11 protein-coding genes are annotated in these 14,343 nt (G+C 45.8%); 10 read left to right on the forward strand and 1 reads right to left on the reverse strand.

The genetic code is table 11. From position 1 onward, the window contains the following. Positions 1-27 precede the first annotated feature (27 nt). The 10 genes from KGF70_RS09040 to KGF70_RS09085 all read left to right on the forward strand — a co-directional run bounded on the left by KGF70_RS09040 (position 28) and on the right by KGF70_RS09085 (position 10,513). Positions 28-918: a LysR family transcriptional regulator gene (locus KGF70_RS09040; protein ID WP_105922623.1), complete on the forward strand. Its 891-nt coding sequence runs from the start codon at positions 28-30 to the stop codon at positions 916-918. Between the two features lie 220 nt (positions 919-1,138). Beyond that, complete coding sequence (locus KGF70_RS09045) at positions 1,139-1,984, forward strand: sulfite exporter TauE/SafE family protein (protein ID WP_003638271.1); 846 nt, start codon at positions 1,139-1,141, stop codon at positions 1,982-1,984. Continuing rightward, the gene (locus KGF70_RS09050) at positions 1,984-2,364 is read left to right on the forward strand and encodes a DUF1634 domain-containing protein (RefSeq protein WP_050340353.1); all 381 of its coding nucleotides are present in this window, start codon (positions 1,984-1,986) and stop codon (positions 2,362-2,364) included. The genes KGF70_RS09045 and KGF70_RS09050 overlap by 1 nt, the downstream gene beginning before the upstream one ends. A 658-nt stretch (positions 2,365-3,022) precedes the next feature. After that, complete coding sequence (locus KGF70_RS09055) at positions 3,023-4,669, forward strand: peptide ABC transporter substrate-binding protein (protein WP_050340352.1); 1,647 nt, start codon at positions 3,023-3,025, stop codon at positions 4,667-4,669. Between the two features lie 158 nt (positions 4,670-4,827). After that, positions 4,828-5,757 (forward strand): oligopeptide ABC transporter permease, encoded by a 930-nt coding sequence (gene opp3b / locus KGF70_RS09060; protein ID WP_003638274.1) that lies wholly within the window; start codon positions 4,828-4,830, stop codon positions 5,755-5,757. 3 nt (positions 5,758-5,760) lie between these two features. Further along, on the forward strand, positions 5,761-6,795 hold the full coding sequence (locus tag KGF70_RS09065; protein WP_088769764.1) for an ABC transporter permease: 1,035 nt from the start codon (positions 5,761-5,763) through the stop codon (positions 6,793-6,795). 15 nt (positions 6,796-6,810) lie between these two features. Beyond that, a complete protein-coding gene (locus tag KGF70_RS09070; protein ID WP_003638276.1) occupies positions 6,811-7,890 on the forward strand; it encodes an ABC transporter ATP-binding protein in 1,080 nt (359 codons plus the stop codon). A gap of 6 nt (positions 7,891-7,896) precedes the next feature. Then, positions 7,897-8,862: an ABC transporter ATP-binding protein gene (locus KGF70_RS09075; protein WP_050340350.1), complete on the forward strand. Its 966-nt coding sequence runs from the start codon at positions 7,897-7,899 to the stop codon at positions 8,860-8,862. Positions 8,863-9,373: 511 nt separating this feature from the next. Then, entirely contained in the window at positions 9,374-9,763 is a 390-nt protein-coding gene (locus KGF70_RS09080; protein WP_003638278.1) for a MarR family winged helix-turn-helix transcriptional regulator, read from the forward strand. Between the two features lie 198 nt (positions 9,764-9,961). After that, positions 9,962-10,513: a tyrosine-type recombinase/integrase gene (locus tag KGF70_RS09085; protein ID WP_216768534.1), complete on the forward strand. Its 552-nt coding sequence runs from the start codon at positions 9,962-9,964 to the stop codon at positions 10,511-10,513. A 1,250-nt stretch (positions 10,514-11,763) separates the two neighbouring features. Here the strand turns inward: KGF70_RS09085 and KGF70_RS09090 are convergent. After that, positions 11,764-13,986, reverse strand: a complete 2,223-nt coding sequence (locus KGF70_RS09090) for an ATP-dependent Clp protease ATP-binding subunit (protein ID WP_216768536.1) — start codon at positions 13,984-13,986, stop codon at positions 11,764-11,766. Between the last annotated feature and the right edge of the window lie 357 nt (positions 13,987-14,343).

The raw sequence follows: 14,343 nt of genomic DNA on the forward strand, positions 1-14,343 counted from the left end.
AGATTGTATGACGAGGGGGCCTGAAAAATGAATTTGAAACAATTACGCTATTTCTTGGCGGTGGCTGAAGAGGGGCAGATGACGGCAGCGGCCAAACGGTTACACGTCGCTCAACCACCATTGAGTTATCAAATCAAACAACTGGAGCAAGAACTCGGGGTGACGCTATTCAACCGGCTACCTCAGGGCGTGACGGTGACGGCTGCTGGCAAACTATTGGTTGGCTATGCCCAACAACTGACGCAATTGTCAGCGACGGCCGAAAATAAAGTCCGCGCTTTGGCACACGGGATTACTGGGACTATCAATCTCGGAACCGTGTCTTCTTCGGCGGGAGTGATCCCGAATCCGGCGCTGCGCAAGTGGTTACAGCAGCATGCGGACGTGCAGTTGTCCGTGACGGAGGGCAATACTTACGAGCTACTGGATGATTTGCACAAACGATTACTGGACGTGGCGGTGTTACGAACGCCATTCAACGGGCAGCATCTGGTGTGTCGCTACTTTCCGGCGGAGCGCATGGCGGCGGTGTTACCCAAGCAGTATACGCAGTTTACCCATCGGCGCCAGTTACGCTTGAGTGACTTAGCGCCGTTACCATTGATCAAGTATCGCCGTTTTAACGAGCTCTTTCACGTCGCTTTTTTGGAAGCGGGCTTAACGCCGCACTACTTGATGACCTGTGACGATGCGCGGACCGCGATGCATTGGGCCAGTCGCCAGTTAGGCGTTGCCCTGGTCCCACGCTCACTAGCAGAAACTTATGACGGCGGGGACGTGCTGATTCGGTCGTTGGCTGATCACCGGTTCGAAACGCATTTAGCCTTAGTGACGACCAACGAAGCTTTGGAAACGCCGTTAGTGGCCGGCTTTATGGCCCAATTTGAGCAAGCACGACCGTTAGACAACTTTCATTAATTAGCTATCTAAAAATTTAATTGCAATTAAAACAGAGATTGCCGGATTGACGCACTTGATGGCGGTTACAGCCAATTTCTCAGTGAGATGATTTATTTCAATGAAAATGTTGTTAAATGCTGTCATGTCGGTGTTTCAAGCCTGGATATTTAAAAATTAGATATGCCCTTAATTAAATGGTACACTTACTATTGAAATTTAAAGGGTGAAGGTGAGTAGGATGATTTATTCGTTGGCATTAATGCTCGGCGTCGGGGTGATTGCCGGTATTTTTGGGGCCGTCTTAGGGATTGGTGGTGGCATGATCGTCACGCCGATTCTGACGTTAGGCCTGGGATTAGATATTAAATATGCCATTGGCGCAAGTATCATTGCCGTGATTGCGACCAGTTCGGGTTCAACCATCGCTTATTTGCGAGATGAAATGTTGAACTTACGGGTCGCGATGTTTTTGGAAATTGCGACCACGGTCGGTGCCGTCCTTGGTGCCGTGTTGACCGGGGTGCTGCATGCGACCTTCTTGTACTTTTTATTCGGCGCGCTACTCGTTTTTACGACTTACAACATGATTCGCAAGTTGATGAGTAAGACGGGTGAGTTACCGACAGTCAAGGATGATGCCTTGGCAACTAAGTTGAATTTAAATGGCACCTACTATGATAAGGCCCTCAAGCAACAAGTCGACTATCAGGTCGAAAATGTGCCCGGTGGGTTTACAATGATGTTCGGTGCTGGGTTCGCCAGTGGCTTGCTTGGTATCGGGAGTGGGGCGTTTAAAGTCCTCGCCATGGATACCATCATGCACATGCCACTCAAGCCGTCTTCTGCGACCTCTAACCTAATGATGGGGGTCACGGCGGCTGCCAGCGCGATGGTTTACTTCTTTAATGGTTCTATCAAACCAGGGATTGCGGCGCCGTTAGCTATTGGTATCATCGTCGGGGCCTTGATTGGGTCGCGCATCATGACACGGCTGAAACCACGCCTGATCCGAATGATTTTTGTGCCAGTGATGCTCTATCTGGGCATTCAAATGATTGCTAAAGGATTCGGGGTGACCATCTAATGGATAAGCAAAAACCAACGAAAGAACAGGAAATGCACGCCGTTGAAATGATGATTGGTTACATCTTACGAATTGGCGTGATTGTTTCGGCGATTGTGATTATCATCGGCATGCTACTAATGTTGATGACGGGTAATGGCGGCTATGCAAATGGCATGGAGCCCCACACCGTTGCGGCTATTTTAGCTGGCGTAGTGGCCTTGAAACCATATGCCGTCATCATGTTAGGTCTCTTCCTATTGATTTTAACGCCGACATTGCGGGTCGCTGTCTCAATTTACGCGTTTGCCGTTGAACGTGACCGCCTCTATGTCTGGATCACGACCGTTGTATTGGTGATTCTGATCGTTGCGTCAATTATTGGCTATTTGGGAAATTAACTTTGAAAGTCAAAAGCGGCCAGCTGGGATTTGCTCGAAACACTGCGAGTTACTGTAAACTTTCTGTGGTGGCGACGTCCCACGCCGGCTTCCAGGCATTCTGGGCAATGGCCTGAAACATACTAAGCTTAATGGTGGACATGTGAAAGTTGTGTTCCGACAATTGTCATCCAGCCCCGGAAGTCGGACTAGGAGCTCACTAGCTGACGAACAGTAATCCAAACCGGCACAATTTGATTATGATTTATGCCCAATTAACTAGCACAATGTGTACAATTATAATTATTAAGAGAATGCTGATAAAAATCAGCATTCTTTTTTTGATCCAGGGGTTTTAGCTGTTTTGACTAACGCAAAAAAGTCAATTTGAGGGCAATAATTGCCAAATTAGAATTATTTATTAAGAAAATTTGCCGATTGTATTCGCTTGCTAATTCAACGCGCCTGTGCGATGATAAATCCTGATAAGACGGCGTTTCAAAGCGTCTTTATCAATGGGGATAATAGTCAAAAAACAGAACAGTTAAGATAATTATGACGAAATAATGATAAAAATTAGAGTTTAGGATTGATTTTAATTTATTTATAATATACAATTACTTTAACTTTTCGAGGGAAAAGCACACACAAATCATTTTAAGGTTAGGGGTTGGGTTTTATGAATTTTAAAACAGCTGCAAAAGTAACCGTCGTTGCTGGCGCATCCGTCTTATTCTTAGCGGCTTGTGGCTCAAGCAAGAGCTCATCAAGTTCGTCGAAGCAAACGGCCAATTGGACCGAATCAGCAGAATTACCAACGATGGATATTTCTAAATCTACCGATGTCGTTAGTTCTAATGCACTGAATAACACCAACGAAGGGTTGTATCGTTTAGGGAAGAACGGTAAAGTCACTCCCGGAATTGCAAAATCCACTAAAGTTACTAATGGTGGGAAGACATATACGTTCACTTTACGGAAGAACGCAAAATGGAGTAACGGTGATAAAGTTACTGCCAAAGACTTTGTTTATGGTTGGCAACGAACCGTTAATCCTAAGACTGCGTCACAATACGCATACTTATATTCAGGTATCAAAAATGCTGACGCCATTGTCAACGGCAAGAAGCCAGTTTCAAGCTTAGGGATCAAGGCTGATGGCGACTACAAGTTGACCGTTACCTTGGATAAACCAATTGCTTATTTCGACAAGTTAATGGGCTTTGTTAACTTCTTCCCACAAAATGAAAAAGTGGTCAAGAAGTATGGTTCTAAGTATGGGACAAGCAGTAAGGCAATGGTTTATAACGGACCTTACAAGATGACTGGTTGGACTGGGACAAACCTTTCTTGGACCTTGAAGAAGAATAACGATTATTGGGACAAGAAGAACGTCAAGATGGATTCTATCAAGTACCAAGTTGTCAAGGACGCTTCAACTGGTTTGAACTTGTTCAACTCTAACAAGGTCGACTTTACGACACTTTCCAACGAACAAGTTAAGAACTACAAGAATGACAAGAACTACTTAGTTCGGAAGACCGCTTCAACGTTCTACGTTGAATTCAATCGTGATGATAGTAACGCAACCTTGGCAAAGGCCTTCAAGAATAAGAAGATTCGTCAAGCCTTGTCACTCGCTATCAACCGGAAGTCTTACGTTAACAATACGTTAGGTAACGGTTCAACCGTTTCTAAAGGTTATGTTTCTGAAGACTTAGCCGAGAATCCGAAGACGGGTAAAGACTTCACGAGTGATGCCGCCGTTCCATCTGCCGTTGAATACAACTTAACCAAGGCCAAGAAGCTTTGGAAAGAAGGTATGAAGGAAATCGGCGAAAGTAAGTTGAGCATCAAGTTGCTTTCTGATGATACCGATGGCGCCAAGAAGTCAACTGAATTCATTCAAGGGGCTTGGGAGAAATTACCTGGTTTAACTGTTTCTAACCAAAATGTACCGTTCAAGACGCGTCTGCAACGGTCACAAAGTGGAAACTTTGACACGGTTATCTCCGCATGGAACGCTGACTTCACTGACCCAATTTCCTTCTTATCACTCTTTACGTCAGACAACTCATACAACAACGGGAAGTATGACAGTGCTGCATACGACTCAGCTGTGAAGAAGGCTGAAGGCGCAGACTCCAACAACAAGAGTGCACGTTGGGCTGATATGGTTGCGGCTGAAAAGCAATTGATGAATGATCAAGGGGTCATCCCAATTTATCAACAAGCTTCAGCAACGTTGACACGGAGTAATCTCAAGGGCATCATTTACAACACGGCTGGTTCTCAATATAACTTGAAGTACATGTCTGTTAAATAATGATGTAAATCTACAGTAATAAAATGTGTGTGCTTTAACTGAACGAATGTGAAACAAAGGGGTAAGGATTGACACATTGTTAATCCTTACCATTTTGTTTTATAATGAGGGATGTCATTATTTTTTAAGTCGATTTTAATAGAATGCGAGGAATTCTCATGAGAAAGTATCTTTTAAAGCGGATATTTTACTTGTTCCTGACATTATTCATTGTGGCAACCGCCACGTTCTTCTTAATGAAGTTAATGCCTGGGACTCCGCTTCAAAATGAAGCTAAATTGACGCCGAGTGAAAAAGCGTCGATTTTAGCCCAATATGGGTTGGACAAACCCGTTTGGTTGCAGTACTTCATCTACATTGGCGGCATCTTCAAAGGGAGCCTGGGGTTATCCTTCCAGTTCTCTGACCAAGCTGTCAGCTATCTGATTGGTAGTCGGATGGGCCCGTCAATGCAGTTAGGTGGCCAAGCACTGGTCGTTGGGATTATCTTAGGGATTATCCTGGGTGCCGTGGGAGCCATCAAGAAAGATACTTGGGCTGACCGCTTAGCAACGATTTTATCGATTTTAGGCATCGCGGTACCAAGTTTCGTCTTAGCCATCTTGCTACAGTATTACCTGGGCTTAAAAGTCGGTTGGTTCCCAGTTGCTGGTTGGGAAGGATTTGCTTACACAATCTTGCCAACACTGGCGCTGGCCGCAAGCCCGTTGGCCGAAACGGCGCGGTTTATCCGGACCGACATGGTCGATGTACTGAGTTCAGATTATATTGAACTTGCTAAGGCGAAAGGGCTATCGAAGTTTGGCATCGTTTATCACCATGCCTTGCGAAATAGTTTGATTCCAATGGTCACCTTGATTGGACCACTGGCTGCAGCGTTGATGACCGGTTCCATGGTTGTTGAAAACATCTTCTCAGTACCCGGGATTGGGGAACAATTCGTTAAGTCGATTTTGGTTAACGATTACCCAACCATCATGGGTGTGACGATTTTCTACTCAGCACTGCTTTGCTTACTATTATTGTTGACCGATATCGTCTACGGAATTATTGATCCGCGGATTCGTTTAAGTGGAAATGGGGACTAGTTAATGGCAGAAAATCCAAGTAGTATTGAAATTAAGCCCGGCGACTTCGAGCCGTTAGACAAGCAAGCGGGTCCTGATAATGAACGGATCGCAGCGCCTTCACTGACTTTCGGCCAAGACGTTTGGCGGCGGCTGAAGTCGAATAAGACCGCCTTTGTCAGTTTTATCGTGTTAGTGTTCTTGTTCTTAGTGGCTTTCGGTGGTCGAGCAGTGTATCACGTTGACCCGAACGCCCAAGCACCCAAGTACGCTAACTTACCACCGAAGATTCCGGGTGTGAACATTCATGGGTTGAATGGTCACTTGACGCAATCTGGTAAGGATGTCGATGCCTATGCCGCAGCGGGTGCTAAGTCTGATGTGCACTATATCTTAGGGACTGACTATCTAGGTCGGGACTTGCTTGCACGGATTATGTATGGGACGCGGATTTCCCTTGAAATTGCGTTGATTGCCACCTTGATTGACTTGACGATTGGTGTCGGGTTCGGGATACTCTCCGGTTGGAAAGGTGGGCGAGTCGATTTGTTCATGCAACGTGTGATTGAAATCCTCTCGTCCATCCCTCAATTAGTTATCATGGTGTTAATGGCAACGGCCTTCACGAAGACCGGGATGGCATCTATCATCGCAGCGATTGCGATTACCGGGTGGACCACGATGGCCCGTTTGACCCGTGCCCAGACGTTGCAACTGAAGAACCAAGACTTTATTTTGGCGGCGCGGACATTAGGTGAATCGCCAGTCAAAATTGCTTGGAAACACTTGTTACCTAACCTTTCAAGTGTCATCATCATTCAAACGATGTTCACGATTCCAAGTGCGATCTTCTTCGAAGCGTTCTTGAGTTATATCGGGATTGGGATCAGTTCACCACAAGCTTCATTGGGGACGTTGATTTCCGATGGACAGAAGAACTTCCAATTCTTGCCATACCAGATGTGGTACCCAGCCATCGTGCTGATTATCCTGATGCTCGCCTTCAACTTGTTAGGTGACGGGATGCGCGATGCGTTTGATCCAAAGTCGAAACGTTAGGAGGACGGCAGAACTATGGATAAACCGGAAAATGTCATTGAAGTCCGTAACTTGGAAATCAATTTCCACACTTATGCGGGCGAAGTTAAAGCCATCCGTGACGTTAGCTTTGATTTACGTAAGGGTGAAACCTTGGCCATCGTTGGTGAATCAGGGTCTGGTAAGTCAGTGACGACCCGTTCACTGATGGGCTTACTGGCACCGAATGCTGAAATTAAACGTGGATCGATCATGTTCCACGGCGAAGATATTATTAAGAAGTCTGAAAAGGAAATGCAGAATATTCGTGGTAAGGATATTGCCATGATCTTCCAAGATCCGATGACGTCACTAGACCCGACGATGCGGATCGGGATGCAAATCGCCGAACCGTTGATGAAACATAAAGGGTTGAAGAAAAAAGAAGCCATTGCGCAAGCTTTGGAAATGTTAAAGCTGGTTGGGATCACTAATCCTGAAGGCCGAATCAATGATTATCCTTACCAATTCTCTGGTGGGATGCGGCAACGAATCGTGATTGCGATCGCGTTGGTCTGCTACCCGGAAGTGCTGATTGCCGACGAACCAACCACTGCGTTGGACGTGACGATTCAAGCACAGATTCTGGATTTGATGAAGGACTTACAGAACCGTATCGATACTTCCATCATTTTCATCACTCATGATTTGGGTGTCGTGGCTGGGATGGCTGACCGAGTGGCCGTTATGTACGCGGGTAAAATCGTGGAATACGGCACGGTCGATGAAATCTTCTTCAATCCCCAACATCCATATACGTGGGGCTTATTGAACTCGATGCCGACGTTGGATACTGAAAGTGGTTCATTGTCTGCTATTCCAGGGACGCCACCTGATTTACTGGAACCACCAGTCGGGGACGCCTTTGCAGCGCGGAGTGACTACGCCATGAAGATCGATACTGAAAAGGAACCACCGTTCTTCAAAGTATCAGATACGCACTATGCGGCGACCTGGTTGCTTCATCCAGACGCACCTAAAGTCACACCACCGGCCGAAATCGTCCGGCGGCAACAAAAGTTTGCGGCGATGCAAAAGCCACAACCACCAATTCCAGATCCTGCAGCAAAGGAGTAAGTAGACATGCCTGAAGAACGTAAGAAAATTCTAGAAGTTCGCCATTTAAAGCAATACTTTAATGTCGGCAAAAAAGATGAAGTCCGGGCCGTTGACGACGTCTCCTTTGACATTTATGAAGGTGAAACGTTCGGTCTAGTTGGTGAATCCGGTTCAGGGAAGACCACGACCGGCCGCTCAATCATTCATCTATATGAACCGACTGATGGTGAAATCATTTTTAATGGGAAAGACGTCTCTAAATTACGCACGAAAAAAGAACGGCATGAATTTCGGCGTGAGATCCAGATGATTTTCCAAGATCCATACGCGTCACTGAATCCACGGATGAAGGTCAAGGATATTGTCGCTGAAGGCATCGATATTCACGGCTTAGCCAAGGATGACGACGACCGGACCAAGCAGGTGGAAGACTTGCTGGAAACGGTTGGTCTGAACAAGGACCATTCTAGCCGGTATCCACATGAATTCTCTGGTGGGCAACGGCAACGGATCGGGATTGCCCGGGCGCTGGCCGTTGAACCCAAATTCATCATCGCTGACGAACCAATCTCAGCACTGGACGTTTCGATTCAAGCCCAAGTGGTTAACTTGATGAAGGAACTCCAATTAAAGCAGAACTTGACGTATCTGTTCATCGCCCATGACTTGTCAATGGTCAAGTACATCAGTGACCGCATCGGCGTTATGCACTACGGGAAGATTCTAGAAATTGGTCCAGCTGATGAAGTTTATAATCATCCGCTACACAAGTACACTGAAAGTCTGATTTCAGCGGTACCCGTGCCAGACCCTGAGTTCGAACGTAACCGTAAGCAAGTGCCTTACGATGAGACGACCGAACACGATGGCAAGAAGCGTCGGATGGTTGAAATTGCCCCAGGACACTTTGTCCGGGCAACTGAAGATGAGGTGCCAATCTACACCAAGCGAGCAATTGACGCTGGTTTGATTACGGAATTCTCTGAATAGACACATTGAAACGGACGGCGAGCAAGGATGCTTCGCCGTCCGTTTTAGTTGCCATCTGATAAGCTTATTAATTAACAACCATTATAATTAACTCATGTTAACTTGAAATATAAATTTAATGTTTTTGCGATATTAATGCTGAGTGGCGTATAATGCTTGTATTGACAAGGGATAGCGGGGTCCCTTGCCGGATTCAACGGTTACCTGCAGTAAAAGTTATTTGTGTAAAACTTGTAATTATGTAATAATAATAACGTTAATAAAGCTTGTTAACGAACTATTCATCTTAATAATTGATTCGCACCATTTTTAAAAAAATAGTGCGAAACAGTTCTTATCATGTCAGTCTTTATGATACGTTTCGTTTAAACAAAAAAATAACAGTATCCACCGTGACCTCAATTAATTCAACGATGTACACGCAATATTCTTTTAAAAATCATGCGAGTAGGTTTTGATTTCTTTGGATAGTTGATGAGAAAGAGTGAAATTCAGGAAGGATGCTGTTAGTATGCAACAACCAATTAACTATATTATGAATATTATGCACCTGGAACGTGACCTTAAGCGGCTCACGTCTAATTGGTCGTCGATGACGGGATTGAGCTTAAACGAATTGCGAATCTTAGTTTACGTCGAACAGCGCCCAGGAATCCAAATCGGCGATGTCGCCACTGCTTTGAATGTGGCCAAAGCGTCATTAGCTCAAAATATTGGGACGTTGATTACCCAAGGTTGGTTGAAGAGCCAGCCAATCAAGCAAGATCGGCGGCTACGTGTTTTAACGTTGACGAAGACTGGTCAGGAGCGGATGAAGGCAGTTGATGAACAGTTGACCCAGTCACTGGATTCAGCACCAGCAACTCAATTAGCGAGTCAATTATCAACGCTGCAGCCCTAAGGCGGGGGCCAATGCGGCTAATTAAGCGAATATGAAAATAAAGTGCGGGACAAAGGGTTGATTCTCTTTGGCCCGCGTTTTTACGTTGAGCAATATTGACCTGGGGATGAGCATAATCCGTTAAAAATAGCAGGGGTTAGTTTAAGCTAGGTTAAGCAATTTGAACTGAATAAAATTAATTGAGGTGTAAGCGAGCGTATGCATTATAATGTAGAACCACTGCGGACGTCCCAGGAAATCGATGATTTTTTATGGGCCGTCTCGCAAGCGCGTTATGGGGAACGCAATCGGATGATCGTGCTAGTCGGCATCAATACCGGTCTGCGGATGAGTGATATTTTGAGGTTAACAGTCGGCCAAGTTCGGGGCAAAGAACGAGTCATGATCATTGAACAGAAAACTGGCAAGAAACGCTGGTTATTTTTGAAGAATCTCAAGTCAGAATTATTACATTTCACCCAGTACCGAGCTCCCAGTGAGCCACTGTTCTGTAGTGGTCGAGGTGGGGCGCTAACTGTCAACAGCGTCTACCGCATCTTTCAGACCGCCAGTGATTTTCTCGAACGAGATGACATCGGCACCCACACATTACGTAAGACGTTTGGTTATCATTATTATCAACAAACTCATGACATTGCCAGTTTGATGATGATTTTTAACCATTCCAGTGAGCAGGTCACCAAGCGCTATATTGGTATCGAGCGTGATAATATGGAACAACAGTTGTGGGACTTTCGGTTAGGGGTATAGGTAGTGTTGGCTAAAGGCTTGTCGGATGGGTTGTTTCGAAAAAGATGAATACGGGGGCCGAATAATGATCATGTATGTTGAATCAAATCTATTTGACAGTCCTGCTCAAGTGCTAGTGAATCCTGTCAATACCGTTGGCGTGATGGGAAAAGGGTTGAAATAGAATAATTTCGAATGAATACTTGGAATACACATTGTATTGGTTAATTTGTCATGGATCATGATTAAATCGTACTGTTTTGGATTGCTGTTCGTCAGCCGATGCGCGGCATAGTCCGACTTCCGGGGCCGGCTGACAATTGCTGGAGCGCAGCCGACATCGATTTGAACTCACGCAGAAGCCCACTGCGCAATTTCAAATACGAGTCTTATTCTAAGCCGGAGGAAGACCACTTCCAGCTAAGAATAATTTGGCTACTGAGCATTGTCAGCCGGTCCCTCCAGTCGGGAAGCCGTTCGAATGGCAGATGAACGGCCACCTATCTGGGCGCAATTGATCGCTGAACGTTAGATTACCTGAATGTTTTTCAATAATTCCAACGGACACTAGTCTTGAATTTAGTCCCCGAATTTAGTCAATAAACTCACCTGTGCATACAATTCGGGACTTTGCTATCTCGGGCGACTAGAGAAAAATCTCACATTTTCCGTGAGGACGCGTGTTGGGAGCATTAAATCATGGGTCAGTAAGCTTGGTTATTGCTAGAACTAGTCTGACAGTTGAATGTCAAAATGGCCCTGCAACGTGGAAACAACGACAATCCAAAAAAAGTTGGGTTCACACATGTCTGCCTTTCGAATAGGATCCCGGCTGGAAGGTATTTTGGACAAGGCCAAGTGGTGAAATTTCACTTAGCAAGCGTTTTCGGCTTGGTTAGTGAAAGACCAGTATTTAAGACGTGGGTTTCGGCTTAAATCATGTCCACCACGTTCCGGCCATTGCCCAGAATGCCTGGAAGCCGGCCTAGGACGTCTCCACAACAGCAAGTTTACGCTAAGTCGCACTGTTTCCAGCGGGTCTCAGCTGGCAGTTCTTGAACTTATAAAATGGCATGATTTAACCATCTTTAAGGCTAAAGAATAACTAGCACAACGCGTATTGAATATTAGATTTCTGTCCTTCAGGCAATTTTTTAACCGATATGATGATATTTTACAGCATCTACACGCACAACGTGTTTGCAAAATAAAAAAGGTAGGTCAATGCCGGACATAAATCCGGGCATTAACCTACCTTTTTAAAGCTTCAATTATTCAGCCTTAGTCTCTGCAGCTAAGACGATCTTGCCGTCTTCAACCTTAGCGACCATGTTTTTAACATCGCCGTGATCCAAATAGAAGTCAGCGATGCGGTCTTCAATCTGTTCTTGAATGACACGCCGAAGTGGACGAGCACCCATTTGTGGGTTGTAGCCCAATTCAACGAGTTTTTCTTCAACTGGTTCAGTAACATGAACGTGCAACCCTTGGTTAGCGAGCATGCCATTGACGTCTTCAATCATCAAGCCAACGATCTTCATCAAGTTTTCCTTGGAAAGGGCGTTGAATTGAATGATGTCGTCGAACCGGTTCAGGAATTCAGGCTTGAAGTAATCCGTTAACCGACTAGTAATGTCGTGCGTCTTACCTTCAGCCGCAGCACCGAACCCGACGTTAGCTTCACTGTCACCAGTACCGGCGTTAGACGTCATGATGATGATGGTATCCTTGAAGCTGACGGTCCGACCTTGAGAATCGGTCAAACGACCATCGTCAAGAATTTGCAGGAACATGTGCATGACGTCAGGATGAGCCTTTTCAACTTCGTCTAGTAAGACCAAGCTGTATGGGTGACGCCGAACTTGTTCAGTAAGCTGACCGGCTTCTTCATACCCAACATAGCCAGGCGGTGAACCAATCAACTTAGCCACTGAATGTGGTTCCATGTATTCACTCATGTCAAAGCGAATCATGGCATCCTCTGAACCAAATAGTTCCTTCGCTAATTGCTTAGCAAGTTCCGTCTTACCAACACCAGTAGGGCCGACGAACATAAACGAACCGATTGGCCGACCAGTGCCGTTCAAACCGATCCGGTTACGACGAATCGCGCGGGCAACGGCGTCAACTGCCTGGTCTTGACCAATGACGTTACTCTTCAAGTCAGGGGCCAAGGTCTTCATTTGCGCTTGTTCCTTAGCTTGTAAGTCACCGACTGGAATACTCGTCTTTTCTTCAACGATTTGTTCCATATCTTTGACGGTCACAGTGGCCGTGTCGTTGTTAGGCTGGTCTGCATTTTCGTCAGGCTTAGCCTTTTCCAACTTAGCGACTTGATCACGATAGTAAGCAGCTTTTTCGTAGTCTTCCTTCTTCAAGGCATCCTGCTTTTGCTTCTCCGCTTCGTCGATCTTTTCCTGAATCGTCTTAGGATCGACCGTCTTCAAAGTCAAGTTCTTACGTGAACCAGCTTCATCGAGTAAGTCGATGGCCTTGTCAGGTAAGAACCGGTCTTGAATGTAACGGTTCGATAACTTGACCGCAGCGACGATTGCATCTTCGTCGTACTTCACGTGATGGTAATCTTCGTACTTCTCTTGAATACCCTTGAGAATCTTGATGGATTCCTCGACGCTTGGTTCGTTGACCGTCACTGGTTGGAACCGACGGGCGAGGGCGGCATCCTTTTCGATGTCCCGGTATTCATTTAAGGTGGTTGCCCCAACTAATTGGAAATCACCACGGGCAAGGGCCGGCTTCAAAACGTTGCCAGCGTCCATACCGCCTTCAGCATTGCCGGCACCCATGATTTCATGGATTTCGTCAATGAAGAGGACGATGTTCGGATTGCTCTGAACTTCCTTCATTAATTGTTGCATCCGTTGTTCGAACTGGCCGCGAATCCCGGTTCCTTGAACAAGGGAAGCCACGTCCAAACGAATGATTTCTTTATCTAACAGTTTTTGTGGAACTTGACCAGCAACGATTTTCTGTGCTAAGCCTTCCACGACCGCCGTCTTACCAACCCCGGCTTCACCAATCAAAACAGGATTGTTCTTCGTCCGGCGATTCAAGATCTCGATAACACGGTTGATCTCGTTATCGCGACCGATGACCGGGTCGATTTTACCCTGCTTGGCTTGCGCCGTTAAGTTGAAGCCATATTGGCCAAGGAGGCCACCGCCGTTGTTATTGCCACGACGATTGCCGCCACCATTAGGACCAGCTGGCTGGGTCGGTGGGGTCTGTTGCTGCCGGTAAGCGTTATTGGAATCAACGCCGCCCTGCATTGCACGGAAAATGTCGTCAAGACCACCAAAACCGAATGGATCTTGTGCCATATCAGCACCTCCAACTCCGTTATTTGGTTGCTGTTCCTGATTCTTTAGCAGTTGATAGCAATTTTGACAAAGATTGATTTGTCGCCGCTGACCGTTGACGCTCGTATATAAATGGATCGTCGCTTCGTTCTTATGGCAATTGTCACAAAGCATTATGCTGTCACACACCTTTCGCATCAGAAATATAACTAAACCACTAGGGCTATAGTTAAAGGTTCAAGGATTTGTTTGACCTTTGTTGACCTTTGACTATTAGTATAGCGAATTTACGGACCGTTGCAAGCGAAAAGTCTCAAAATCAAAACTGGAAATTGTCTGACCAACTTGCGGCAGGTTGTATTAATTTAGTTATTTCCGAATAGTCTGGATAGTTGCAACTCATGGCTTGTCATGTAACCGGATTCGTTGTATATTAATTATCTGGCTAGTAACAGTCCGGATGCAACCGTCTGTCCATATTATAGTACAAAGCGGTTTTTTTGCATGGATTGCGCCTGACCAGTTTTGATG

The organism is Lactiplantibacillus sp. 7.2.4 (genome assembly GCF_018991185.1).
GTDB classification, from domain to species: Bacteria; Bacillota; Bacilli; order Lactobacillales; family Lactobacillaceae; genus Lactiplantibacillus; species Lactiplantibacillus pentosus.